18 protein-coding genes are annotated in these 25,650 nt (G+C 67.8%); 10 read left to right on the top strand and 8 right to left on the bottom strand.

Going from position 1 to position 25,650, the window contains the following annotated elements:
- Nucleotides 1-8: 8 nt before the first annotated feature.
- From ACIA49_RS17440 to ACIA49_RS17425, 4 genes are all read left to right on the top strand, one after another.
- Complete coding sequence (locus ACIA49_RS17440) at nt 9-1,526, top strand: family 43 glycosylhydrolase (protein ID WP_396378187.1); 1,518 nt, start codon at nt 9-11, stop codon at nt 1,524-1,526.
- Nucleotides 1,523-3,661, top strand: coding sequence for a hypothetical protein (locus ACIA49_RS17435; RefSeq protein WP_396378186.1), 2,139 nt, complete (start codon nt 1,523-1,525; stop codon nt 3,659-3,661). Before ACIA49_RS17440 ends, ACIA49_RS17435 begins: the two co-directional genes overlap by 4 nt.
- Before the next feature lie 11 nt (nt 3,662-3,672).
- Nucleotides 3,673-4,671, top strand: a complete 999-nt coding sequence (locus tag ACIA49_RS17430) for a hypothetical protein (RefSeq protein ID WP_396378185.1) — start codon at nt 3,673-3,675, stop codon at nt 4,669-4,671.
- A gap of 113 nt (nt 4,672-4,784) precedes the next feature.
- Nucleotides 4,785-8,033 (top strand): DUF2961 domain-containing protein, encoded by a 3,249-nt coding sequence (locus tag ACIA49_RS17425; protein WP_396378184.1) that lies wholly within the window; start codon nt 4,785-4,787, stop codon nt 8,031-8,033.
- On the opposite strand, the gene ACIA49_RS17420 is transcribed toward ACIA49_RS17425, so the two are convergent.
- Nucleotides 8,017-8,919, bottom strand: a complete 903-nt coding sequence (locus ACIA49_RS17420; RefSeq protein WP_396378183.1) for an alpha/beta fold hydrolase — start codon at nt 8,917-8,919, stop codon at nt 8,017-8,019. The two genes, ACIA49_RS17425 and ACIA49_RS17420, sit on opposite strands and share 17 nt — an antisense overlap.
- An 83-nt stretch (nt 8,920-9,002) precedes the next feature.
- Between ACIA49_RS17420 and ACIA49_RS17415 the strand changes: the two genes are divergently transcribed.
- Complete coding sequence (locus ACIA49_RS17415; protein WP_396378182.1) at nt 9,003-9,755, top strand: ParA family protein; 753 nt, start codon at nt 9,003-9,005, stop codon at nt 9,753-9,755.
- Nucleotides 9,756-9,980: 225 nt separating this feature from the next.
- Here ACIA49_RS17415 and ACIA49_RS17410 read toward each other — a convergent pair whose 3' ends face one another.
- On the bottom strand, nt 9,981-10,889 hold the full coding sequence (locus ACIA49_RS17410; protein ID WP_396378181.1) for a DUF4349 domain-containing protein: 909 nt from the start codon (nt 10,887-10,889) through the stop codon (nt 9,981-9,983).
- An 80-nt stretch (nt 10,890-10,969) separates the two neighbouring features.
- Nucleotides 10,970-13,873: a DEAD/DEAH box helicase gene (locus ACIA49_RS17405; RefSeq protein WP_396378180.1), complete on the bottom strand. Its 2,904-nt coding sequence runs from the start codon at nt 13,871-13,873 to the stop codon at nt 10,970-10,972.
- A gap of 269 nt (nt 13,874-14,142) precedes the next feature.
- Between ACIA49_RS17405 and ACIA49_RS17400 the strand changes: the two genes are divergently transcribed.
- Both ACIA49_RS17400 and ACIA49_RS17395 read left to right on the top strand, forming a co-directional pair.
- Complete coding sequence (locus ACIA49_RS17400; protein ID WP_396378179.1) at nt 14,143-14,823, top strand: ferritin-like fold-containing protein; 681 nt, start codon at nt 14,143-14,145, stop codon at nt 14,821-14,823.
- Between the two features lie 54 nt (nt 14,824-14,877).
- Complete coding sequence (locus ACIA49_RS17395) at nt 14,878-16,080, top strand: glycosyltransferase (RefSeq protein ID WP_396378178.1); 1,203 nt, start codon at nt 14,878-14,880, stop codon at nt 16,078-16,080.
- 30 nt (nt 16,081-16,110) lie between these two features.
- Here the strand turns inward: ACIA49_RS17395 and ACIA49_RS17390 are convergent, their stop codons facing one another.
- The 5 genes from ACIA49_RS17390 to ACIA49_RS17370 all read right to left on the bottom strand — a co-directional run bounded on the left by ACIA49_RS17390 (nt 16,111) and on the right by ACIA49_RS17370 (nt 18,976).
- On the bottom strand, nt 16,111-16,383 hold the full coding sequence (locus ACIA49_RS17390) for a GlsB/YeaQ/YmgE family stress response membrane protein (RefSeq protein WP_396378177.1): 273 nt from the start codon (nt 16,381-16,383) through the stop codon (nt 16,111-16,113).
- Between the two features lie 145 nt (nt 16,384-16,528).
- Nucleotides 16,529-16,756 carry a DUF3107 domain-containing protein gene (locus ACIA49_RS17385; RefSeq protein ID WP_396378176.1) on the bottom strand — a complete coding sequence of 76 codons (228 nt, stop codon included), beginning with the start codon at nt 16,754-16,756 and terminating at the stop codon, nt 16,529-16,531.
- Between the two features lie 124 nt (nt 16,757-16,880).
- Nucleotides 16,881-17,513 carry a TetR/AcrR family transcriptional regulator gene (locus tag ACIA49_RS17380; protein ID WP_391547631.1) on the bottom strand — a complete coding sequence of 211 codons (633 nt, stop codon included), beginning with the start codon at nt 17,511-17,513 and terminating at the stop codon, nt 16,881-16,883.
- 112 nt (nt 17,514-17,625) lie between these two features.
- Nucleotides 17,626-18,552, bottom strand: coding sequence for a non-homologous end-joining DNA ligase (gene ligD, locus ACIA49_RS17375; protein WP_396378175.1), 927 nt, complete (start codon nt 18,550-18,552; stop codon nt 17,626-17,628).
- Between the two features lie 16 nt (nt 18,553-18,568).
- On the bottom strand, nt 18,569-18,976 hold the full coding sequence (locus ACIA49_RS17370; RefSeq protein ID WP_396378174.1) for an MmpS family transport accessory protein: 408 nt from the start codon (nt 18,974-18,976) through the stop codon (nt 18,569-18,571).
- A gap of 43 nt (nt 18,977-19,019) precedes the next feature.
- Between ACIA49_RS17370 and ACIA49_RS17365 the strand changes: the two genes are divergently transcribed.
- From ACIA49_RS17365 to ACIA49_RS17355, 3 genes are all read left to right on the top strand, one after another.
- Nucleotides 19,020-19,934: an alpha/beta fold hydrolase gene (locus ACIA49_RS17365; RefSeq protein ID WP_396378173.1), complete on the top strand. Its 915-nt coding sequence runs from the start codon at nt 19,020-19,022 to the stop codon at nt 19,932-19,934.
- A gap of 100 nt (nt 19,935-20,034) precedes the next feature.
- Nucleotides 20,035-22,734 carry a Calx-beta domain-containing protein gene (locus tag ACIA49_RS17360; RefSeq protein ID WP_396378172.1) on the top strand — a complete coding sequence of 900 codons (2,700 nt, stop codon included), beginning with the start codon at nt 20,035-20,037 and terminating at the stop codon, nt 22,732-22,734.
- Between the two features lie 152 nt (nt 22,735-22,886).
- A complete protein-coding gene (locus ACIA49_RS17355; protein ID WP_396378171.1) occupies nt 22,887-25,640 on the top strand; it encodes a Calx-beta domain-containing protein in 2,754 nt (917 codons plus the stop codon).
- The last annotated feature ends 10 nt before the right edge of the window (nt 25,641-25,650 follow it).

Raw genomic sequence — 25,650 nt, 5'->3', positions numbered from 1 at the left:
GGTGAGGTATGGCCAGAGTACTGTCCGGACTCGTCGTAGGAGCATCGCTGGTTCTCTCGGCGTTCCTGCCGATCACCAGCGACGCCGCTCCGGTGCAGGCGGCACCGCAGACAGTCCAGCAAGATGTCCTGCCGGCCCGCCCGAACACCATCCGCAACCCGATCCGCGAGAACGCCGCCGATCCCTGGATGGTCTTTGCCGAGGGCAAGTACAACCTGCTCTACACGCACGGCGACAAACTCGTCGGCGTCTCGGCTCCCTCGGTCGCAGGCCTCGCGTCCGCGCCTCAGCAGACGCTCTGGCAACCGCCGCCGCGGCCTGACCAGGCCTGCTGCAACCTCTGGGCGCCGGAGATCCATCAGCTCGGCGGCAAGTGGTATCTCTACTACACCGCCGACAACGGCACTGATTCCCAGCACCGGATGTTCGTCCTCGAGGCCGACCACCCGATAGGCCCGTACACCTTCAAGGCCAAGCTCGATACCGGCGACTTCCACTCGATCGACGGCAGCGTCATGAAGCTCCCCGACGGCCGCCTGTTCCACATCTGGTCGAGCGGCCGCGCCAACGGCCAGAACCTGTACGTCGCGCCGATGAGCAACCCGTGGACGATCAGTGGTCCACCCGCCTTGCTCACCACCCCGGACCAGCCCTGGGAGCAGAACGGCCGCAAGGTCACCGAGGGACCGGTATCCCTGGTCCACAACGGCAAGGTCTACATCTACTACTCGGCCAGCGCCTGTGAGTCGCCCGACTACTCGCTCGGTGCTCTGGAGCTGACCGGCACCGATGTGCTCAGCCAGTCGTCGTGGACCAAGTCCACCGGCCCGGTCTTCAAGCGCAACGATGCCGGCTGGGTCTTCGGGACCGGTCACCACGGCTTCTTCACGTCACCGGACGGCAAGGAGACCTGGATCGTCTACCACGGTGTGACCAGCTCGAACGGCGCACCGGTCGGCAGTTGCAGCGCGGGTCGTGCGGTCCGGATCGGCAAGGTCTCGTACGACGCCTCCGGCAAGCCGCAACTCGGCGTACCGAAGGCTGCCTGGGAGACGATCACCCTGCCGAGCGGCGATCCGGGCGGGAACATCGTGGCCGACGGCACCTATCAGTTGTCGCCGAAGAACAACCCGAACAACCTGCTCGAGGTTGCGTCCTGCTCCACCGCGGACGCGGCGAACGTGCAGATCGGGACGGTGGACGACATCAGCTGTCAGCAATGGAAGCTCACCTACAACGGTGACGGGTCGTACAAGCTGCTCGCCAATCACAGCGGCAAGGCCCTCGACGTCGCCGGCTGTTCGCCCGACAACCACGCCGATGTGATCCAGTGGCCGTACTGGGGTGGCGACTGCCAGGAGTGGTACCTCGATGCTCTCGGCAACGGATACTACAAGGTCACTTCGAAGGTCGGCGGCAAGACGCTCGACGTCGACGGCTGCTCGACCGCGTCCGGGGCCGACGTCCGGGTCTGGCCGTACTGGCAGGGCGCTTGTCAGCAGTGGAAGCTGGTGAAGGTCGGATGAAGCGCTGGATCGCACTGATCGCGGCGGCCGGACTCGTGCTCACCGGCCAGCACGCGATGGCCACGCAGACCAAGGCCATGCAGACGAAGGCCACGCTGAAGTTCCCGGACGTCAAGACCCGAACCAAAGGCATCATCCCGCCCGGCGGCGTCCTGAGCTCGAAGACCGGCGGCAACACCGTCGACGCGGAGACGCGCGAGACCACGCCGCGCGCCGACGGCCGCTACCACTACGACTCGCCCAAGCTGATCCAGCGGCTGCAGGCGATGCACGTGAACACCTATCTGTTCGGGATCTGGGAGTCGCCGACCGACTGGAACGACCTGCGCAGTGAGTTCGCACCGCTCGCCCGAGCGGCCGGCATCGACGTCTGGGTGGACCTGGTGCCGCCGTCGGAGTGTCAGGCCGATCGTCCGGAAGGTGCGTACCTGGAGGGCTACTGCTCGCGCCCGTTCAAGCTCGACTTCATCGCCTGGGCGCGCAACATCGCGACGCTCTCGCTGCAGTACCCGAACATCAAGGCCTGGCAGATCGACGACTTCCTGGTCGCGCAGAACAGCCAGCTCTTCACCAGTGACTACCTCGCCAGGATCAAGCAGACCCAGGACGCAATCAATCCGAACCTGGGCTTCATGACCACGATGTACCGCTGGGACTACACCGACGAGCACCTCGACAAGCTCGCGCCGTACATCGACGGCGTCCTCTTCCCGTACCTCGGCGGTTCCCAGAGCACGACGGATCCACGCTACGTCGCCACCCAGATGGACGAGCTGCTTGCCAAGCTCACCCCGCGGCACCTCGACCTGATCCTGTTGCTCTACACCGACCGCTTCCTCGACGCCGCACTACCGCCAAGTCCCGAGTACGTCGCTGAATCCCTCCAGCAGGCGATGCCGTACGCCGCCGACGGCCGGATCGGCGGAATCGTTGCCTACGGCGCCCCCGTCAACTACGACCGCCGGCCGACCGTTGCCTCGAACAACCTCGCGCAGACCGGCGATGGCCGCCTCAGCTTTGCCCAGGGCAACTACGCGACCGCGGACCCCGGTGGGTTCAGTGAGGCCTATCAACAGGTCGCGGTCGATCCCTCCGCGGCCAGCTACAGCCTCAACTTCGCCACCTACGACCAGATCAGCCGCACCCCGTCCAAGTCCGGCAAGCTCTACAAGGAAGTGCTGATCGATGACCAGGTGGTCTGGCGATCGGATGTCGCCGACGAGTTCGGCTTCACCTGGGCGCCCGCCTCGGTCGATCTGACCGCAGCCCTGCGGGGCAGGGCCACCGCGAAGCTAAGCCTCAAGCTCTACGTCCAGAACGCGGCCGGTTTCCCGATCGACGTCGGCTTCGACAGCCTGGTCCCGACCGGCTTCACGATCCCCAACTTCGGTTTCGAGGACGTGAACCCGGCCACCCGCGGCTGGCAGTTCAAGCAGCAGAGCGCGAGTATCTACGGCGCCATCGAGAAGGTGACACCCCAGCAGGCCAAGAATGTGTACGACGTGATCGCGGCGGCGTTCGGTCATCAGTCACGGCCTGCGGTACCGACGACCCCGTCCACGCCGATCCCAGGCGATCTGCCCCGCACCGGTACGCCGTACCAGCCGGGTGGCCCGGGGGCGATCCGCAACAGCGCGATGTACGGCAAGGGCCGGCTCAGCCTGTTCGTGCCGGAGCGGACCGCGACCACGACGAGCACTTGCGTCTGGGCCGAGCAGCGGATGGCGGTCGACCCGAACGCGCCGCGCTACGAGATCTCGTGGTGGGACTACGACGGGCTGTCCGCGGACCTGGCCGGCTACCACATGAAGCAGGTGACGATCGTGACGTCGAAGGGCAAGAAGCTGCTCAGCAACCTCGACGCCGCCGAGGCGCCGAAGCTGTGGATGAACGGCCAGGGCAACTGGGGCGCGATCGACGTCACCGAGTTCGCCAGCGGTGAGTCGTCCGTCCTGCTGCAGTTCGCGCTCTGCGAGCAGCAAGGCGTCGGCGACTACATGGTCGACGTCGGGTACGACGAGATCGAGGCCGTCGGACTGACCGTCACCAACGGCGGTTTCGAGCAAGGCACCACCGGCTGGACCATCGTGAGCCCCCATCCAGGCATGAAAGCCCAAGTCCTGACCGCCAACTGAGAGGACCCCTGGTGATCGCAAAGCTCGCTGCGACCGCTCTACTCCTGACCACGCTGACCGTCCCTGCCCATGCCACGACGCTCGGCTGCACCATGAATGTGCTCGAACCTGCTCCCGGGACGCCGTCGAGCGGCACCGCCTGGGTGACCGATGGCGACGACACCGGCCACTACCTGCTCGGTGAGAGCACCCTGCCCGACCATTCCGGGATGCGTCCGGTGCTGTGGACGAACGGTGTCCCCCGGTGGCTCGACCGGCAGCCTGGGGTCAGCTCCACCGCGGTGGATGTCAACAACGACGGCACAGTGGTCGGCTATACCGGTGACGAAACCGGCGGCAGTCACCCGTGGACCTGGTCGGGTGGTTCGTACAAGGACCTGGCGGGTCCTGCGGGGCTGGAGGACGTGACCGTCAGCGCGATCAACAACCGCGGTGACATCGCGGGCTACGGCTGGGACCCGGCGACGTTCGGCTTCGCCGGGGTGGTCTGGCCGAAGGGTGGCGCCGCGATCCGGCTGGACGCCAAGTGGTCGGCGCTGGTGGTGGACATCAATGAGAAGGGGATCGTGGTCGGCAACGTGCAGACGCCGGACGGGAACACCGGCTGGATCTGGACCGACTGGCAGTCGGCCGGCAGCAAGTTGCCGGGCAAGCAGGCGGAGACGACCCGGGTCCAGGAGATCCGTGGCGACTGGATCGGCGGTAAGGAACCGTTGGCCGACGGCACCTGGTCAGGCTTGGTGTGGAACCTCGCGACCCTGACGGTGGAGTCGCGCGAACGTCCGGTGAACTCGATCAACACGACCGGCGACGTGGCGATCGAGCCCTCGTTGAGCGAGGCATCGGTGATCGTCAAGGCCGATGGCAGTCGCGTCGCGCTGCCGGAGTGGAGCAACATCTACCATCTGTTCGACCGCGGCCGTTCGGTCTCTGCCGGTGGGTACGACGGCCACGAGCCGAGCCCACGCGCGATCACGTGGAGCGGCTGCTTCCCGCCGGACCACAGCTGATCCATTCCGGACATGTCCATTTCACCGACGTCGTAAGGATATCGATTTCTCCGGCGGCGATGAGATTCTCCTGACGGAGTCTCATCGCCGCCGCCCCCTTGAGGAGACCATCGATGTCCGGACGCTTCCACCTGCCTGTCGCCGTACTGACCGGGGTGGTCCTGGCCGTTCCGCTCGTCGCGCCGGCCCCCGCCCTGGCCGACGCGGCAGGTCCCACGGTGGTAGTGGGCAAGGGGGCGGTCGGCTGGGACACCCTGCGGCGGCTCGACCGGCTGCCGTATCTCGCTTCCGGGACGAGCACCCGTGAGTTCTCCGGATTCGCGCGGAGCGGCAGTAACCAGGACGGCTTCGACGGCACGGACTCGTGTCTGCGGCAGGTCGCGGCCGGGTGCGTGATCGCCGAGGACGCCGGCCCTGGTCAGATCGACTCGATCTGGTTCACGAGGTTACGTAACAACGTTCCAGACGTCACCGACACCGGGACGATCGCGATCACGCTGGACGGGACGACCGTGCTGAACCGGTCGCTGAAGGACGTCACCGACGGCCGGGTCGGTGCGCCCTTCGTGCACCCGCTGATCGCCAACGCGACCCAGGCCGGTGGCGGCTTCCAGATCAAGGTGCCGATGGCGTACCGGCAGTCCATGCAGATCGTGGTCCAGCACAACCCGCTCTTCTACCACGTGAACTATCGGCACTTCCCGGACGCGGACGGCGTCACCAGGTTCGACCCCGCCGACCCGGCGAACGACGTACTGAGCACGCTGCGCGCAGCCGGTACGGCGGACCCGAAGCCGGCCGCGGCCGGTGCGACCACCGCCGGGGCAACGCATCCGATCCCGGCCGGCCAAGAAGTTGCCTTCGGCACCGTTCAGGGTCCGGGCGCCATCAGTGCGTTGCGGCTGCGATTCGTCGGCGCGACGCCAGCGGACGCCGTACTGGCTGGGTTGCGGTTGCGGCTGTCGTTCGACGGCCGGCGGACGGTCGATTCGCCGGTCGGTGAGTTCTTCGGGACCGGTCTGGGCGCGTATTCGGTGAAGTCGCTGATGTTCGCTGCTGACCCGGCCGCGGGCGGCTGGTTCACCACCTGGTGGCCGATGCCGTACCGCGAGTTGGCCGTGGTGTCGCTGGTGAACTCCACCGGAGCAGCCATTGGCAATGTGGAGGTCCAGCTCACGAGTGCGCCGGACGCCAAGTGGGCAACGGACCTCGCGCCCGGCGGCCCCGCGGCGTACTTCACTGCGGCTTCGCACAACGGGAAGACCAGCTGGGGTGACGACTGGATCGTCGCCGACCAGACCGGTCGCGGCAAGCTCGTCGGGGTCGCGCAGACGATGGCGATCGGCGCCGAGATGGGGACGAACCGCGGCTATCTCGAGGGCGACGAGCGGGTCTACATCGACGGCTCGATGTCGCCGCAGCAGCACGGCACTGGGACCGAGGACTTCTACGAAGGCGGCTGGTACTTCGCCGGCGGCACGTTCAGCGCGGCCTTCACCGGCAACACCGCTCATGAGGTCCAGAGCTCAGGTTGTGCGCGGGAATGCGATGCCGTCTATCGCCTGCTGCTGACCGAGTCGATCTCCTACGACTCCGCGCTGCGCTTCGGCATCGAGCACGGGCAGCAGAACGACTGGTTCGCCGACTACGGCTCGACCGCGTTCCTCTACACCCAGCCGACGGTCAGCACTCGCGAGACCGACGCCATCGACCTGGGCGACGCGGCGGCCCGCACGGCACACCAGTACGCCGACAGCGGCACCGAAGCCACGTTGACCAGTGTCGCGGAGGGTGACTTCGACTACCTACCGGTCACCGACCAGGTCCGCTCGGGCCAAGGTCCGATCACCTTCCGGCTGGCTGTCGACTCCGCCAACCGCGGCGTGGTGCTCAAGCGACTCTCCGACGAGGCCCAGAAGTACCAGGAGGCGGCCGTCAGCGTCGACGACGTACCGGTCGGCACGTGGCGGCAGCCCCTCGGCAATGGCGGGATGCGCTGGCTCACCGACCAATTCCCCTTGCCTGCTTCAGCAACGGCAGGTAGGTCCAGCATCAAGGTGACGATCACGCCCGCCGCCGGTACGCCGGCCTGGACCGCGGCTCGCTATCTCGCCGCGAGCATCGTCGACCCGTACGTCGCCGCTGGCGCGCTGACCGCACCCGGTGGACTGACCGCGACACCCCGGAAACACGCGGTGCTGCTGAGTTGGAACCCGGTGCTCGGGGCAACGTCGTACCGGATCTCTGCGGCGGGCGTCCTGGTGGGGACCGCGCCGACGCCTGGGTTCCTGGACAAGTCGCTCAAGGGGGGCCGTCAGCGTTCCTACACAGTGGCCGCGGTCGATGCCTCAGGCAACGTTAGCACTCCGGCCGCGGTGACCTCGGCGGCGAAGATCGCCACCGTCTCCGATGTCGATGCCGATGGCAAGGACGACATCGTGACGTTCCTGCGGGGTGACGCGGCCGATGTGTACGTCGCCAAGTCCACCGGGACGAAGTTCGGCGCCGGCGCGTTGTGGCACCCGTCGTTCGCGATCGGCACCGAGATCCCGGCCACCGGGGACTTCAACGGCGACGGCCGCGACGACATCATCACGTTCACCCGCGGGGCCGCCGCGGATGTCTGGGTCTCGTTGTCGAACGGCGTCGACGGCTACCTGCCGGCCACCAAGTGGCACGATCACTTCGCCGTCGGCGACGAGGTACCGATGGTCGGCGACTTCAACGGGGACGGCAAGGACGACATCGTCACCTTCACCCGCGGGACGACGCACGACGTCTACGTCTCGCTGTCCGACGGCGGCCGCTTCGTCCAGGACAGCTGGATGTGGCACGGCGACTTCGGCTGGCCGGGCGAACTGCTCGACGTCGGTGACTTCGACGGTGACGGCCGCGACGACATCGTCACGTTCACCGGCGGTACGACGGCGAGCGTGTTCGTCGCGCTGTCGGACGGCAAATCGTTCCTGGGGACGACGTGGAAATGGCACGGGCACTTCGCGGTCGGGACCGAGATCCCCGACGTCGGCGACTACAACGGTGACGGCCGCGACGACATCGCCACCTTCACCCGCGGTACGGCGGGAGACGTGTACGTCGCGACGTCGACCGGAACCGGGTTCACCGGCGACGGAGACCTGTGGCACGACTTCTTCGCTCCGAACGCGGAGGTGCCGGGCTCAGGTGACTTCGACGGCGACGGTCTGTCGGACATCGTCACGTTCACTCGCGGCACCGCCGGCGACGTGTTCGTTGCCCGCTCCAACGGCCACGACTTCGTGCCCGGCCCACAAGCCGAACTCTGGCACGACTACTTCGCCCCGAACGGCGAGTGGCCCGCGCCTTCTACTCTGCGTCCGTAGCCGACTGCGTCGGAGGGTCCGTGAACCCGCGGCGCTTGTGGAAGAAGTCGATGAGTAGCCGGGCGGTGGCGGCCGGCTGCTCGATGGCGGGGGAGTGGCCGGCATCGGGAACCATCTGGGGTTCGATGCCGAGTCGCTCGGCCACGTCGTTCTGAACCGGGAGCGGCCAGCCGTCGTCGGTCTCGCCGTACACGAGCTGGGTGCGGACGCCGGCCTTCGCCAGCTGGTCGGTCTTGTCGACCGCGTTGGTGAGGTGCCTGGTGATCGCCGCGAGGCTGGCCGGGGTGTTGCTGATGAAGCGGTTGCGGACGAACGCCGCGATCTCCTCCGGCGGAGCGACGTACCCGGGGTTCTTGGCGTCGTGCTCCAGCTTCAGGTCGTAGACCTGCTCGATCGGCAGGTTCTCCAGACCGAAGGCGAGCATCTGGAGTCCTTGCAGGGTCTCCTCATTGGTGAAGCCGGCCGGACCGCTGCAGAGCAGGGTGAGCGTCGAGAACACCGACGGGTCGATCAGGACCGCTTCCCGCGCGACCAGTCCGCCGAACGAGTGCCCCACCAGTTGGCTGTAGCCGCCCAGCGCCACGCTCATCGCCACCACGTCAGCGCCGAACTCCTCAAGCGTGTACGCCGATGGGTCGTCCGGACCGGGAGTCTCGAACTGACCTCGCTGGTCCACACCCACCGCGATCCACCCGTACCGCGCCAGGTGATCGAGCAGCGGTGTGAAGTCCTCCTTGCTGCCTGTCCAGCCCGGAACGAGCAGGACGGTGCCGAGCGGCGTACCGATCTCCGGCACGGCTCGCAGCGTCGCGAAGGAGCCGCGGTCGGTCTCCAGAGTGGCTGGATGAACCCCGTCCGGCAGCGTCATGGTTCGTGGCGTACTCACAAGTAAAGAGAGTAGCCGTTCAGCCGCCACGGACGGACACGGGCGGATGCACCGGGCGTTCCGCAGTGCGGCACAATGGCCGGGTGCCTCCTCGCACTCTCGCGGTTGCCAACCAGAAAGGCGGCGTGGCCAAGACGACCACTGTCGCCACACTGGGTGCTGCCCTGGCCGAGCTCGGTCAGCGGGTGCTGCTGGTGGACCTCGATCCGCAGGCGTGCCTGACCTTCTCGATCGGGATCGACCCCGAGGATCTGGACAAGTCGATCCATCACGTGCTGCTCGGCGGGGTGCAGGTACGCGACGTACTGATCGAGTTCGAGGAGGGGCCGGACCTGCTGCCGGCGACGATCGAGCTGGCCACCGCGGAGGTGCAGCTGGCGCGCGAGAGCGGCCCCGAGCAGGTGCTGCGGACCGCGTTGCGATCGGTGCGTTCGTCGTACGACTGGATCATCGTGGACTGCCCACCGACGCTCGGCCTGCTGACGGTGAACGGGCTGTCGGCGGCGAGCGACGTACTGATTCCCTTGCAGTGCGAGACGTTGGCACATCGTGGCGTTGGGCAACTACTTGACACCGTGCACGACGTGCAGCAGCTGACCAACCCCGGACTGCGCGTGCTCGGCGTCCTGCCGACCCTGTACGACGGCCGTACGACGCATGCCCGCGCCGTCCTCGAGACGATCGCCGAGACCTACTCGCTCGAGGTGCTCGCCCCGGCGATCCCGAAGTCGATCCGGTTCGCCGAGGCGCCCGCGGTCGGCGAGACCATCCTCACCACCTCGCCCACCTCCGCCGGCGCCAAGGCCTACCGAGCCCTGGCCGCCACCCTCCTCTGACCACCCGTGCCACCAGTGGTGGGGCTCTGCTGACCCATTCGTGGGTGGTACGGCATATCGGCCTCTTCCCCGTGGAGGTCAGTCCACCGGCGTGCTGGTGGACACCCCCAGCACCGGACCTGCACCACCGACCAACCTCCCACGCGGTTGCTCGGCCAGGTGACGCTGAGCGTGAACTGTCCCGGCCGCGCAGAGTTAGACGGTGCCGGCGGTCCGCCTCCGCCGTTAGGCGGGGCCGGGGTCGACGGGGGCTGAGGTGTTCGGGGGTGCTGAGCGGCGGAGACGGCGGCGGAACCACCAGACCGGTACGGCGATCAGTGCGAGCAGCACGAGGAACGGGAGTACTGCGCCGAGTGCGGCCGCGAGCGCGGAGAACGTGGCGGTGAACGCGTGCCAGCCGCCCTTGAGGCCGCCGACGAATCCGTGATCCGGTTCGGTGACGACCGGCGGCGTGTCTTTGCTGGTCAGCGTCAGGTCGAGGGTGGCGAGCTCGGTCTGCAGGCTGAGGTTCTTCTGCTTGGCGAGCATGGACTCGAGGTCCGCCTCGCGACGGGTCAGCTCGGATTCGACCGAGACGATCTCGCCGATCGTGTTCGCCTTGGCGAGGAGGGCGCGCATCCGGTCCAGGCTCGCGCGCTGCGTGCGGATCCTGCTGTCCACGTCGACGACCTGCTCGGTGACGTCGGTCGACTCCTGCCGGATCTGCAACCGCTTCCCCAAAGCGGACAGCCGGTCGACAGCGACGTCGTACGAGGTGGTCGGGACCTTCACTACGAGATTCGCCGAGGAGATGTTGCCGTTGGCATCGTCGCCGGTGTTCTCCGAGGCGACCTGGCCCTTGAGGCCGCTGATCACCGTGATGGCCTCTTGGCGCCGCTTCTCGACGTTGTCGGCCTCGACGGTGAGCGAGCCGGTCCTGATGATCGCCCGCGCGGCGGGTGGCTGATCCGCGGCCGGAGCCTTCGGTTGGGCCTGGCTGCCTACTACTTTGCCGCCGCTGTCAGTCGCGGCGTTCTCCGGCTGCTGTGCCGAACCCCCGGATGCGCTGTCATTGCTGGAGTTGCTCGCGCCGCAGCCGACCAGTAGCACCAGTCCTGCGGCGGCGAGCACCGCCATCCCACCCTTGCGCCTCATCACCCAGCCCCTCTCGTGTGGTTACGTCCAGGGGACGCACCACGAGGGGCTGGGTGTTGCAGCGCGAAATTACAGCTTGATCACTTGCGAGCGGTCTTCTTCGCCGGCGCCTTCTTGGCCACCGTCTTCTTCGCCGTGCTCTTGACCGTCACCGTCTTCTTGGCAGCAGTCACCTTCTTGGCCGGCGCCTTCTTGGCGGTGCTCTTCACGGCGACCGTCTTCTTGGCGGGCCCGGTCTTCTTGGCGGCGCTCTTCACAGCGGTCGCCTTCTTGACCGGCGCTGCCTTCTTCGCCGTGCTCTTCACCGGCGCCGCCTTCTTGGCCGGAGCCTTCTTGGCGGTCACCTTCTTCGCGGGGGCGACCTTCTTGGCCGCGGTCTTCTTGGCCGGTGCCGCGGTGACCTTCTTCGCCGCCGTCTTCTTGGCGGGCGCCGCGGTCTTCACCGCGGTGGCCTTCTTGGCGGGCGCCTTCTTGGCCGGCGCCGCCACCTTCTTCGCGGTGGTCTTCCGGGCCGGTGCCGCGGTCTTCGTCGCGGTGGCCTTCTTCGCCGGAGCCTTCTTGGTGGGGGCCGCGACAACGGCAACCTTCTTCGCCGCGGTCTTCTTGACGGGAGCCTTCTTGGCCGGCGCCGAAGTCTTCACGGCAGTCGCCTTCTTGGCGGTGCTCTTTACAGCGGTCGCCTTCTTGGCGGGAGCTGCCTTCTTCGCCGTGCTCTTCACCGGCGTTGCCTTCTTGGCCGGAGCGGCGGTCTTCACCGCGGCGACCTTCTTGGCAGGCGCCTTCTTGGCCGGTGCCGCAACCTTCTTGGCGGCAACCTTCTTCGCCGGCGCTGCTGCCTTCTTCGCCGTGCTCTTCACCGGTGCCGCCTTCTTGGCAGGCGCGGTGGTCTTCACAGCAGCGGTCTTCACCGCGGTGGCCTTCTTGACCGGAGCCTTCTTGGCCGGCGCCGGGGCGACCGCGACCTTCTTGGCAGCGGTCTTCTGGGCCGGAGCCTTCTTCGCCGGGGTCTCGACCACCGCAACCTTCTTCGCGGGAGCCTTCTTCACCGGAGCCGGAGCCTCGACAGCGGCCGCCTTCTTGGCCGGAGCCTTCTTGACGGGCGCAGCAGCCTTCTTGGCCGGAGCCTCAGCAACCTTGGCGGGTGCCTCAGCAACCTTGGCGGGTGCCTCGGCAGCCTTGGCCGGAGCCTCGGCGACCTTGGCCGGAACCTCGGCAACCTTGGCGGGTGCCTCGACGACCGCGGGAGCCTGCTCGACCGGAGCCGCAGCCGCGACCTCGGTCACGGGCGTGGCCGGAGCCGCGGTGGACGACCGGCGGTTGCGGGACCGACGCGACGGACGCTCGCTCCGCTCCACCGGCGCCGCAACAACCTCAGCCGGTGCTGCAGTCTGAACCGGCGTCGCGTCAGCAGCTGCGGCCGACTCGGCCGCGGGGGACGCGAAGATCGGCGTACCGGCTTGCTGGTTCACGACCTCGGGCGTCGCGCCCGAACGGCGGTTGCGGTTGCGGTTCCGCTTGCGGGGCTTGCGCTCGCGCGGTGCCTCGCCGGAGTCGCGGGCCTCGACGGCCGGCGGGACCTCGGTCCTGGTCGTGACGTCGGCTCCTGCCTCGAGCGGCTGACCCGAACGGGTGCGCTTGCGGGTCCGGTTCCGGCTCCGCTTGCGTCCGGACGACTCGCCGCTCTCGTCGCGACGGCCCTCGGGACGGGTGTCGTCACGACGCCCTTCGGGACGGCCGTCGGTACGGCGCTTGGCCGGGCGGTCGGCGCGCGGCTCGCGCTCCTCGCGATCGGCGGCGGGCTTGATCCGGCCCTTCGCCTCGGTCGGGATCCCGAGATCGTGGTAGAGCTCGGGCGACGTCGAGTAGATCTCCTGCGGGTCCGGGTACGGCAGGTCGAGGGCCTGGTTGATCGTCTTCCAGCGGACCAGGTCCGCCCAGTCGACGAAGGTCACCGCGATCCCGCTCGCACCGGCGCGGCCGGTCCGGCCGATCCGGTGGACGTAGGCCTTCTCGTCCTCGGGGCAGGTGTTGTTGATGACGTGCGTGACGCCCTCGACGTCGATGCCACGGGCCGCGACGTCGGTGCAGATCAGGACGTCGACCTTGTCGCCGCGGAACCGGGTCAGCGCCCGCTCGCGGGCCTGCTGGTTCAGGTCGCCGTGGATCGCGGCGGCCTTGAAGCCGCGGTCGATCAGGTCGTCGGTCAGCCGGCCGGCCTCGCGCTTGGTCCGGCAGAAGATCATCACCCGGCCGCGGTCGTCGGCCTGCAGGATCCGGGCCACCACCTCGGGCTTGTCCAGATCGTGCGCGCGGTAGACGAACTGTGCGGTCGTCGGAACCATCTGGGAGTCGTCGTGCGACTCGGCCCGGATGTTCAGCGGGTGCCGCATGTGGGTGCGGGCCAGGCCGATCACGGCCGACGGCATAGTTGCCGAGAACAACATCGTCTGCCGCAGCTCGGGCGTCTTGCGCAGAATGCGTTCCACGTCCGGCAGGAAGCCGAGGTCGAGCATCTCGTCGGCCTCGTCGAGCACCAGAACCTTGATGTGGCTCAGATCGAGGACCCCGCGGTTGGCCAGGTCGAGCAGCCGGCCCGGCGTCCCGACGACGACGTCGACACCCGACTTCAGCGCGTCCAGCTGCGGCTCGTACGCGACGCCGCCGTAGATGGTCAGGATCCGCACGGAGCGGACGGTGGACGCGGTGACCAGGTCCTTGGCGACCTGGATGGTCAGCTCACGCGTCGGCGTGACGACCAGGGCCTGCGGCTTCCCGGGGGCGGCGAGCTCGTTGTAGTCGGCCTCGCCGGGGGAGATCGTGCGCTGGAGCAACGGAATCCCGAAGCCGAGCGTCTTGCCGGTCCCGGTCCGGGCCTGGCCGATCAGGTCGGTGCCCATCAGGGCGACGGGGAGCGTCATTTCCTGGATCGGGAAGGGCTCCACGATGTTGACGCGGTCGAGCGCGTCGCAGATCTCGGGCAGCACGCCGAGCTCTCGGAAGGTGGTCAGGCTGATCGCCTCTCACATGCTTGAACGGACAGTGGCCGGGCGCCAGAGGCGTGTGAAGCCTCGTCAGAAGAGGCGCGGGGACACTGTGCAAGCACCTCGCACCAGCGTGCCCATGTGGGCGCGTCACCGGCGAATCGCTCACCAGTGTAACCGCAACCCGCGTCAACGCCGTTTCGTGTGCTTTGCGCCACGCAGATTTTCGGTGCCCGTTCAGCCCGGCCCGGATCACGGATAAGGTGCCGGGCATGGAACAGACGGCCTTCGACGATCCCGCCTACCGGGCCGCGGCGGTGGACCTGCTGGGAGTTCTCGCGTACGGCGAGCTGACCGCCTTCGAGCGGATGGCCGAGGACGCCAAGCTGGCACCGACCCTCAACGACAAGGCGGAGCTCGCCGCACTGGCGACCACCGAGTTCGGGCACTTCCAGCAACTGCGCGACCGCCTCGTCATCCTCGGCGTGGACCCGATGGAGGCGATGCAGCCGTTCGTCACGCCGCTGGACGCCTTCCACGACCACACCGCGCCGTCGGACTGGCTGGAAGGTCTGGTCAAGGCATACGTCGGGGACGGGCTGGCCAACGACTTCTACCGCGAGATCGCGTCGTTCGTGGACGCGGAGACCCGGGCCCTGGTGCTCGAGGTGTTCGCCGACTCCGGACAGGCCGAGTTCATCGTGGAGCGGGTCCGGGCCGCGATCGAGGAGGACCCGAAGCTCGGCGGCCGGCTCGCGCTGTGGGGCCGCCGGCTGGTCGGTGAGGCGCTCAGCCAGGCCCAGCGGATCGCCGCGGACCGTGACTCACTGGCCGCGCTGCTGGCCGGCAGTGTCGACCGGCCCGGGCTCGATTTGGCTGCCATTGGCCGGATGTTCACCCGACTGACCGAGGCACATACCGCAAGGATGACTGCGCTTGGCCTGCAGGCCTGATTGCATGTCTCCCGTTCGTTGTTGACGGGGGTCGACGCCGGAGAGCCTGCCTGCATGACACTGTCCTACCGCCCGGTCCGCCTGGGCATTTACTCCGACACCCTGGTTCCGCGGGCCGACGGTGTGGCCGTCTCGCTCGAGGCCGCCGGACGAGCGCTGTGCGAGCTCGGCGTCCAGCTCGAGGTGGTGGCGCCGTACGACGCCAAGAGTCACCAGAGCCGGCTGCCGATCCGGTCGGTGCCGGGCACAGAGGCGTGGGGCAGGGACTACCGGTTGGGCATGCTCCGGCCGACCCGGAACAAGCCGGAGTACGACGTCGTTCACGTGCACACGTTGGGCCCGGTCGGCGTGGCCGGTCTGTACTCCGCGTGGCGCCGGAAGCTCCCCGTCGTACTGACTTGGCACACGGATCTTGAGGTCTACCGCCAGCACTACGCGGAGATCCGGCTGGCGATGTGGGTTGCAGGCAAGGCCTGGCGGGCAGGTCTCGGCGCGCCTCGCGGCTACCAGCGCGACTGCACCGAGGTGCAGAACCTGCTGCGTGCAGTGGACCTGGTGGTCGCGCCAACGGCCAAGGTGGTGCAGCAGCTGGACGACCTCGGCTGTGAGGCACCGACTGTGGTGTTGCCGAGTCCGACGCTCCCGATGCCCGCACCGTCGGTGTCCGCCACGGAGATCCGGCGGCAGCTCGACCTCGGTGCGCAGGATCCGATCGTGTTGTCGGTCGGTCGGTTGAGCGGTGAGAAGAACGACGAGCTGCTGCTGCAGTCGTTCGCCGAGCTGCTGCGGATCCGGCCGGACGCCTGCCTGGTCATGGTTGGCGGTTACGCCGATCGGAAGCGAGTCACCGAGCTCATCGACCGGCTGGGTATCGGCCCGCGGGTGCGGATGCCCGGCGTACTGCCGCGGGCTGAGCTGGCCGGGTACTACCTGACTGCGGACGCCGTGGTGATCGCCTCGGTCTCAGAGACCCAGTCGCTGGTCGCACACGAGGCTGAGGCGGCCGGCTGCCCGCTGGTGGTCGTCGACCCGTGGCTGTTCCGCGGTCACGAGCGGACCCGGACATTCGCACCTGCCGATCCGGCCGGGATGGCCGCAGTCGTCGACCAGGTGCTGCGGGTGCCGGACTCCGGTCGCATCTGGGCGCCGCGGTACCGGCCTGCGCCGCGTGAGCACGCCGAGAAGCTGCTGGCGCTGTACGAAGGGCTGGCATCACAACGGCCGCCTGCCCCGGGTGGGGTGGCGGCCGTCGGGTGATGCTCTAGGACGTCAGACTGACGCGAGCTGTCAGGCTGTCCGCGGTTTGCGGGCTGCGATGATGGAGATGACGATCGCGGCACAGACGATCTGGATCAGGTACTGGATCCAGTCCGGGCCGGGAGTGTCCTTGACACCCGCGAAGTGAGCGATCAGACCACCGATGAAGGCGCCGATGCCGCCGCCGAGGATGGTCCAGCCGAGGCTGATGTTCTGCTTGCCTGGAAGCACGAGCCGCGCCAGCGGCCCGAAGATGACGCCTGCGAGCAGGCTGACGATGATCATCCAGATCCAGTAACCCACGGTTCCTCCTTGTGAGGGCTGATGGACCTGCGTCTGGGCGGCGCCCCGTAGCTACCAGACCACTACGACGCAGGTCTCACCGCACATGGTGCCCACCGAACCGGATTCCGGAACCCGGACACGCGCAGACGTGTCCGGAACGGGATCAGATCGCGCCGAAGCCGACCTTCCGGATCGAGACCTCACCGATCTCGACATAGGCGAGCCGGTCGGCCGGGACCAGGATCCGGCGGCCCTTGTCGTCGGTCAGCTCCAGCAGATTGCTCTTGCCGCTGAGCGCGTCCGACACCTGCGCCTGTACCTCGTCCGGGCTCTGCTCACTCTCGAGCACCAACTCGCGATTGACGTGTTGCACGCCGATCTTGACCTCCACGAAACCCTCCGGGCACGTTCCGACCGGCGGCTCTCGCCGGTGACGCTTCGAGCCTATCCGGTGCCGACCCGGGTCTCTCACCCGTCCGCCGAGAGCAGAACATCCGCCGTACGGCGTGGTGCGGTCAGCCGTCGGTGCGCGGGAAGCCGCGGATGCCCCGCCACGCGAGTGAGGCGACCATGTCGGCGGCCTGCTCCTGTCCCAGGAGCGACTGGTCGGCCGAGGCCAGCCAGTAGCGCGCACTGACCTGAGCCATGCCGACCAGGCTGACGGCCAGCACCATGGACTGCTCACGGTTCAGACCGGCGTCCGCACTGATCACCTCGGACACGGCCTCGGCGCAGGCGTGGGTGACGCGGTCGACCCGCTCGCGGACCGCCGGCTCGTTGGTCAGGTCCGACTCGAACACCAGCCGGAACGCACCCTGCGCGTTCGCCACGTAGTCGTAGAACGCGTGGATGGTGGCCGCGACCCGCAGCTTGTTGTCGTCCGTCGACTTCAGCGCGTCGTGCACCGCGGCGACGATCGCCTCGCAGGAGGTGTCCAGCAGCGCGAGGTACAGCTCGAGCTTGCCTGGGAAGTGCTGGTACAGGACGGGCTTGGAGACGCCCGCTCGCTCGGCGATGTCATCCATCGCGGCGGCGTGGTACCCGTTCGCGACGAAGACCTCCTGGGCCGCCTCGAGCAGTTGCGCGCGGCGGGCCAGCCGGGGCAGGCGGCTGCCGCGTTTCGGTGCGGTCTCCGGTGTCGTCGACACGTCGGCTCCTTCGGTGGTGCGGCACCGGTGGCACGTCGCGCCACCGGGTCGTAGGCCGAATCCTACCCACCGGTCCTCCCGGTCAGTAGCTTCCCCGCGTTCTGACCCCGGTTCAGGACGGCAGCGGACGCGGATCGTCGTACAGCTCGGCCAGCACGTCGCCGTACTCCTCGATCCGGGCCAGGACCTCGTGCGGGAGGAACTTGAGCTCCTCCGGAGTGGTCGTGGCCGCCACCTCGTCCCAGTCGATCGGGGTGGAGACCCGCGGCTCGTCGGAGCCCCGCAGCGAGTACGGCGCCAGCGTGGTCTTCGCGCTGGCGTTCTGGCTCCAGTCGATGAAGACCTTGTTCGGCCGGAGCGCCTTGGTCATGTTCGCCGTGACGTCCTCAGGCAGGGCCTCAGCCAGCTGCTCGGCCAGCTGCTTGGCGAACGCACTGGTACGACGGGACGACGCCGGCTCGATCGGCACGTACAAGTGCATGCCTTTGTTGCCAGATGTCTTTGGCCAGCCCTCCAGCCCGTAGTGACCGAGCAGCTCACGCAGGGCCAGCGCCACGTCGCAGCACTCCACGATGGTCGCTCCCGGTCCCGGGTCGAGGTCGAACACGATCAGGTCGGCCTGCGGGTCCTTGCCGCCGTCCGACAGACCGATCCGCCACTGCGGCACGTGCAGCTCGAGCGCAGCCAGGTTCGCGAGCCACACCACGGTCTGTACGTCGTCCGCGACCACGAAGTCGGCCTCGTCCCGTCCAGTCGAGCTACCGGGGGTCGGCAACGTCTCGGTCCGCACCCAGGACGGCGTACCGCGTGGTGCGTTCTTCTCGAAGAAGTACGACGCCTCTGTGCCGTCCGGCCACCGCTTCCGGGTCAACGGCCGGTCCGACAGGTGTGGCAGCAACAGTGCGGCGACCTGGTGGTAGTAGTCGATCACCTCGGCCTTGGTGAACCCAGTCTGTGGATACAGCACCTTGCCGAGGTTCGTGAGCTTCAGAGTCTGCCCATCAACCTCGGTAGTCACCTGCTGCGAAGCTGCTGCCATACCTCCCAGTCTCCACCTAGGGCAGGTACATGCAGTGCACGCTGAGGCCGGTCGCCGCCGAGTCCTTGCTGTCGACGAGCTTGCCGTCCATCCAGATCTCGCATCTGGTCGACCCGTTGTCGTCGAGCTGCTGGAGTGCGCTGACGGAGAACAGCTGGCTGCTCCCCTTGGTCTTGAGCTTCTGGCTCTCCCACGGCAGCGCGGCGCGTTTCACATCGGCGGAGTCCTGGTGACCGTCCCGGACGTAGCTGATGTCCGGTTGCTTCGCCGTGCCGGTGACCTTGTAGACGACCTCGTGGGTCTCCTGGCTCGCGATGAGCATCCGGAGGCCGGTGTAGCCGAACAGGAACACCTGGAAGGCCGGATACGCGAGGACCACTACGAGCAGCACGATCAGTAGCGGTTTGGGGACTCTGCGCTTCATGGGTCGCAAGTCTTGCGGCTGACGGGGTCCTACCATGGGAAGCGTGGAGAGTTACGGGGCAGTAACCGGCACTGACGTGCCGTTGGCGACACAGGAATGGCCGGCCCGTCAGGTGCCGGTCGCAGGCGTGGACCTGCTGGTCAGAGACGTGCCGGACGCGGCGGCGGAGCTTCCGCCCGCGCTCTATGTGCACGGCATGGGCGGCTCGTCGTTGAACTGGACCGCGCTCGGACTGCTGCTGAACGACACGGTGCGGGGGATCGCTCCCGACCTGCCCGGGTTCGGGTTGACGCCGCTGGCCGGTCCGGCCGGGATCTCGGAGCAGGCCGACGTACTGGTCGAGCTGCTGGAGGGTCAGTTCGACCAGCCGGCGCACGTCTTCGGTAACTCGATGGGTGGCGCCGCATCGGTTGCTCTGGCCGCGCGGCGGCCGGATCTGGTCGCGTCGCTGACGCTGGTGTCGCCAGCGCTGCCGCACCCGCGAGTGTCGGCCAGCGCACTGTGGTTCACCGCGCTGGCCACGCCGCGGATCGGACCGGTGGTTCTGCAGCGAGCTCAGCGACTGCCGTTCGACCGGCGCTTCCAGGCGTCGCTCTCGATGGTCTTCGGCGACCCCCGCGCCCTGCCGCCCGAGGTGCGCGCCAACTACGAGGCGGAGCTGCACCGGCGGGACACTGACCCCTGGAACATGCAGGCGACCACTGACGCCGCCAAGAGCATCCTGCGCTCGTCACTGACACCACCGCGCCGGTCGCTGTGGGCAGACGCCGCAAGCGTCCAATGCCCAGTCCTGCTCGTGTACGGCGGCCGCGACCGCCTGGTCGACGCGCGCATCCGGACGAAGGCGCAGCGGACGTTCCCGGACGCGCGGTTGCTGTACCTGCCGAGGTCCGGTCACGTCGCCCAGATGGAGCACCCGGAGCAGGTGGCCAGTGCGTTCCGGGAGCTGATCGCGTAACTGAGCCGAATTTGGAATCAGATCGAAGGCAGTAAGTCGATCAACCTTTCGCTCGCTCGGGCTATCTCATGGAGAGCTGTCCGTCGACGAGAGGAAGACCGTGCGGGTTCTCGGGAGTATCACCTTGGGGCTGGCCACTGTGCTGGCGGTCGCGCCGCTGACCGCCCACGCGGACGCTCCCGCTGTTGTGCAGGGCAAGCAGTGGGACGTGCAGAAGGTGCCGGCCGGCTACCGGGTCACCCTGCACCTCGACGCATCGGTACCGATGCGTGCGTCCCAGCCGCTGCTCGCTGTGAACGGGAAGCCGGTCGGAGTGGCCCGCCAATCCGCGGACGGCCGGACGCTGACTCTGGTCACGACCGACAAGGCGGCTGCGGACGCCCACGACGTACAGCTCGCGTGGCCGGGGGACCAGAGCAGGAGCGCCCGTGCGCTGGCCGGTGGACCGACGGACGCCTACTGGCTGAAGGCGCGCAAGGGCCCACTGTTGAAGGACGACCCGGGCAAGACGGGCAGCTACAAGGTCGAGACCTCGGAGTACAACCTCGGTGACGAGGCGGTCTTCCTGCCCGGACTGGGACAGAAGTCCGAGCTGCTCGGCAAGGTCTACACACCCGTCGGTGCCGTCGGCAAGCGTCCGCTGGTGGTCTTCCTGCACGGCCGGCACGAGTCCTGCTACGGCGAAGGCGCCGGCGACAAGCCATGGCCCTGCCCGAAGGGCTCCAAGTCGGTGCCCAGCTACCGCGGGTACGACGGTCCCGCGCAGGCCCTCGCGAGCAACGGCTACCAGGTCGTCTCGATCAGCTCCAACGCGATCAACGCCTACGACTTCGACGTGTACGACGCCGGCGCGCAGGCCCGGGCCGAGCTGATCCTCGACCACCTCGCCCTCTGGAAGAAGTGGTCGACCGTCGGCGGTGGTCCGTTCGGGAGCAAGTACGTCGGCAAGGTGGACCTGCAGAACGTCGGTTTGATGGGTCACTCGCGTGGCGGTGAGGGTGTCGCGCGAGCTGCGGTGGTGAACGCGGACCGCGGTGGCCAGTACGGCATCCGCGCCGTACTGCCGCTGGCACCGGTCGACTTCGCTCGCTCCGCCGTACCGGGGGTGGCGATGAGCGTGGTGCTCCCGTACTGCGACGGTGACGTGTCCGACCTGCAGGGCCAGAAGTACTACGACGACACCAGAAACTCCGTTACTGGCGATGGCGCCGCCCGCTCCACGGTCACCGTGCTCGGGGCGAACCACAACTTCTTCAACACCGAGTGGACACCAGGCCAGTCCGTAGCGCCGTCCAATGACGACTGGGGTGGCGAGGGCAACGGTGCGCCGTGTGACTCCAACTACGCCGGCCGGTTGAAGGCAAAGGAGCAGCAGGCGGTCGGTACGGCGTACGTGGCTGGTTTCTTCCGTCTGCAGCTCGGCCACGAGAAGCAGTTCCTGCCACTGTTCGACGGCTCTGACACGCGTTCGGCGTCCGCTGGGAAGGCTGTAGTGCGCGTGGTAGCCCAAGCCCCGTTGGCTTCCCGGCGTGACGTGACCGCGTTCGACAAGGCGCTTCCGAAGGGTGCTGTGACCGGTAAGGCCACTGCGGCGATCTGTGTCGGTGAGACGGGTAAGAACGCCTGTCTGGCGACCGACGGCTCTGGTGATGCGCCGCACTGGGACCTGGCGGCGTTTGCCTCGCAAGCGCCCACCCTCGCCGTCACCAAACTGTCCTGGACCGACAAGACCGGCGTACTGCGTCTCAGTCTGCCCAGTGCACAACGTGACGTGCGTCGGTACGCCGCTCTGTCCTTCCGGGCCGCACCAGACCCAGCCAGTACGCCGACCACCGATCTGACCGTCCGAGTGATCGACGGTCGTGGACGGGCGGCCGCCGTACCGGTGTCTGCGGTCAGCGACTCTCTGGTGCGGCTGCCGGGCAACAAGGCGTCCGGACTGCCCAAGAACCTGATGCGGACCGTGAGGATCCCGCTGACGTTGCTCAAGGGCGTTGACCTGCGTGACGTCCGGACGGTCGAGCTGCGGACCGACCGGGTGGCGAAGGGCTCGGCGTACCTGAGTGACCTGTCCTTCTCGTCGGCCGGCATCGGAGTCTCCGCTCCGGCTGTGACGACGCCCAAGGTCGCAGTGGCCGACGTCACGGTCAAGGAGGGCGACAAGGGCACGACGTACGCCGACTTCGTGGTGCGGCTGTCCAGGCCGACGACCCGGCCCGTAGTCGTCTACGCCCAGACCAGCCTTCCGTTCGCAGAGGTGATGCCGGTGAGCGACGTGGCGAAGGCTGTGGTCTTCAAGCCCGGACAGGTCCGGCAGACGCTCCGAGTGCCGGTCAAGGCGAACACCCGGGACAGCTACGACATCAAGTTCGAGGTGGTGTTGTCCGCGCCGCACGAGGCCTTGCTGACCAGGGCTTTCGGGCACGGCCTGGTGCTCGACGACGACCCGTCGCCGAAGTTCGTGCTCGGCGATCTCGTCACCGCCGAGGGCAGGGGCAAGGTCAACTTCCCGGTCACGTTGTCGGCGCCCAGCGACAAACACATCGGTTTCGGCGGCGTCTGGAAGGACGGGACGGCGATCCTCGGCAAGGACTACCACGGGCAGTACGACCCGCCGGAGCACACGCTCACCGGAGGGATCGAGGTGGGGAAACTGGTCGGTGAGCTGACCGTCTTCGTGACCGACGACAAGGTCAAGGAGCCGACCGAGACGTTCACCGCGGTGATCGACACGGTGGACGGGATCGACGGCATCCAGCTGCCACTGACCGGCACCGGAACGATCAAGGACAACGATTGACGCGACCCGATCGCGTGATCGAGTCGAAGCTGTCGCCGGACTGAGACGTGATCGAGCGGCTGGTCAGGTCAACTTTCCTCTCGCCCACGAAGTCACCTTTGTGGTCTGTTTCGTCAAAACTCGAGAGGACAACTGTGCGAGAGATCGGCAGATTGAGGCACCTGTCGCTGGGGATGGTCGCACTACTAGGGGTGGGGTTGCTGTCGGCACCGGCCGCGTCCGCGGCCGCGCCGCAGCCCGCACCAGAGATTGCCAAAGGCAACAATTGGGACGTCCGCCAGGTGGCCGGCGGCTACCAGCTCACACTGCGGCTGGGAACGCCGGCGCCGATGCGCTCGGCGCTGCCACTGCTGGCCGTGGACGGCGAGCCGATCGGAGTGGCAAAGCAAGCACCCGATCAGCGAACGCTGTCCCTGGTCACCACCGACCCGGAGGTCCTGAAGGCCAAGGACGTCCAGCTGGTGTGGTCCGGTGACGTCAAGGACACCAAGAAGGCGCAGAGCCGCGGTGCGGCAGCGGTGGGGCCGAACGACGCCTACTGGCTGAAGCCGCGGCTGGGCGCACTGCTCAAGGACGACCCGGCCAAGCCCGGCAAGTTCAAGGTCGAGACCTCGGAGTACAACCTCGGCGACGAGGCGGTCTTCCTGCCCGGACTGGGGCAGAAGTCCGAGGTGGTCGGCAAGGTCTACACACCGGTCGGCGCGACCGGCAAGCGGCCGTTCGTGCTCTTCCTGCACGGCCGCCACCAGTACTGCTACGGCGGCGACGAGAACGAGCCGCAGGACAAGCCCTGGCCGTGTGCCAAGGGCAGCAAGCCGATTCCGAGCTACCGCGGGTACGACGGTGCGGCGCAGGCCCTGGCCAGCAACGGCTACCAGGTCGTGTCGATCAGCTCCAACGCGATCAACGCGTACGACGGCGGCGTGTACGACGCCGGTGCGCAGGCGCGGGCCGAGCTGATCCTCGACCACCTGGACCTGTGGAAGAAGTGGTCGACTGTTGGTGGTGCTCCGTTCGGGAGCAAGTACGTCGGCAAGGTTGACCTGCAGAACGTCGGTCTGATGGGTCACTCGCGTGGCGGTGAGGGCGTTGCCCGCGCTGCCGTCGTGAACGCCGACCGCGGTGGTCAGTACGGCATCCGTGCGGTGCTCCCGCTGGCTCCGGTGGACTTCGCCCGCTCCACAGTGCCGGGCGTCGCGATGAGCGTCATCCTGCCGGCCTGTGACGGTGACGTCTCCGACCTGCAGGGCCAGAAGTTCTACGACGACACCCGCTACTCCGTCACCGGTGACACCGCTCCGCGGTCCACGGTCACGGTGCTGGGTGCCAACCACAACTTCTTCAACACCGAGTGGACCCCAGGTCAGTCCGAGGCGCCGTCCAACGACGACTGGGGTGGCGAGCCGAAGGCGTCTCCGTGCGGCGAGAAGTACGCCGGGCGGCTGAAGGCGAAGGAGCAGCAGGCGGTCGGTACGGCGTACCTGTCGGGCTTCTTCCGGCTGCACCTGGGCAACGAGAAGCAGTTCCTGCCGCTGTTCGACGGCTCTGACGCCCGTGCGGCGTCTGCAGGTCGCGCAGTGGTGCGGGTGGTCGCACAGGCGCCGCTGGCATCGCGTCGGGACGTGAACCGTTTCGACCAGGCCCTGCCGAAGGGTGCGCTCACTGGCAAGGCGTCTGCGGTCGTGTGTGCAGGTGCCAAGCTGGCACAGGCGAAGGCGGCCACTCCGACCTGTCTGTCGACAGACGGCTCCGGTGACGCACCGCACTGGGACCCTGCCTACTTCGCAGCCCGTACGCCGACCCTGGCGGCCACGCGACTGTCATGGCGCGACAAGACCGGCGTACTGAAGTTGAACCTGCCGGCAGCACAACGCGACGTACGGAAGTTTGCTGCGCTGTCGTTCCGGACGGCTCCGGACCCGGTGGGTGCTGCGAAGCTCGACCTGAGCGTCCGGGTGGTCGACGGGCATGGCAAGGCGGTCTCGGTGCCGGTGTCGAAGGTCAGTGACGCACTGATGCGACTGCCTGGCCCGAAAGAGAACGGTCTGCCGAAGAACCTGCTGCGGACCGTCCGGATCCCACTGTCCTCGCTGAAGGGCCTTGACCTCAGGGACGTGCGCTCGGTCGAGCTGCGGACCGACCAGGTCGCCAAGGGCACGGTGTACCTGAGTGACCTGTCCTTCTCGTCGCCAGGCGTCGGTGTCTCGGCACCGGCGACGAAGCTGCCGAAGGTGTCCGCATCGGACGTCAAGATCACCGAAGGCAACACGGGCACGAAGACGGTCGACTTCTACGTTCGGCTGAACCGCGCGGCCACCCGGCCGGTCACGGTGTACGCCGAGACCTCCGGTGACCTCGGGACCACGGTGGGTGACGTGGTGCGCACGCTGGTCTTCAAGCCGGGCCAGGTCAAGCAGAAGATCAGCGTGCCGGTGAAGTCGAACACGCGGGACAGCTACGACCTGCAGTTCAACCTCACGTTGTCCGTGCCACACGAGGCTCTGCTCGACAAGTCGTTCGGCCTGGGACAGGTCATCGACGACGACCCGACGCCGACGTTGACGGTCGGGAACCTCACCACCGCGGAGAAGAACGGTGACGCTGCCTTCCCGCTCAAGCTGTCCGCGCCGAGCGACAAGTACGTCAGCATCCGCGGGACGCTGAAGGACGGCACCGCGGTGTTCAAGCAGGACTACGTGAGCGTGAACGAGGAGTGGGACCCCGGCTCGCGGGTCGTCGACGGCGCCGTCGAGCCCGGTCAGCTCGCCGGTGAGGCGCTCGTGACGATCGTCGACGACAAGGTCAAGGAGCCGACCGAGACGTTCTCGGCGGTGCTGGACCAGGTCGACGGCGGTGAGATCAAGCTGCCGGTGACCGTGACCGCGACGATCACCGACAACGACTGAGCCATTCAGT

The sequence above is a fragment of the Kribbella sp. NPDC051587 genome, assembly GCF_044453945.1.
Lineage (GTDB): Bacteria > Actinomycetota > Actinomycetes > Propionibacteriales > Kribbellaceae > Kribbella.
This window is presented reverse-complemented; position numbering and strand designations above follow the sequence as displayed.

What these genes read in the sequence shown, in the direction of transcription:
- ACIA49_RS17425 (WP_396378184.1), top strand. Translation starts at nt 4,785, where the DNA reads ATGTCCGGACGCTTCCACCTGCCTGTCGCCGTACTGACCGGGGTGGTC.
- ligD (WP_396378175.1), bottom strand. Translation starts at nt 18,552, where the DNA reads ATGGCAGCAGCTTCGCAGCAGGTGACTACCGAGGTTGATGGGCAGACT.
- ACIA49_RS17400 (WP_396378179.1), top strand. Translation starts at nt 14,143, where the DNA reads ATGGAACAGACGGCCTTCGACGATCCCGCCTACCGGGCCGCGGCGGTG.
- ACIA49_RS17370 (WP_396378174.1), bottom strand. Translation starts at nt 18,976, where the DNA reads ATGAAGCGCAGAGTCCCCAAACCGCTACTGATCGTGCTGCTCGTAGTG.
- ACIA49_RS17395 (WP_396378178.1), top strand. Translation starts at nt 14,878, where the DNA reads ATGACACTGTCCTACCGCCCGGTCCGCCTGGGCATTTACTCCGACACC.
- ACIA49_RS17440 (WP_396378187.1), top strand. Translation starts at nt 9, where the DNA reads ATGGCCAGAGTACTGTCCGGACTCGTCGTAGGAGCATCGCTGGTTCTC.
- ACIA49_RS17410 (WP_396378181.1), bottom strand. Translation starts at nt 10,889, where the DNA reads ATGAGGCGCAAGGGTGGGATGGCGGTGCTCGCCGCCGCAGGACTGGTG.
- ACIA49_RS17435 (WP_396378186.1), top strand. Translation starts at nt 1,523, where the DNA reads ATGAAGCGCTGGATCGCACTGATCGCGGCGGCCGGACTCGTGCTCACC.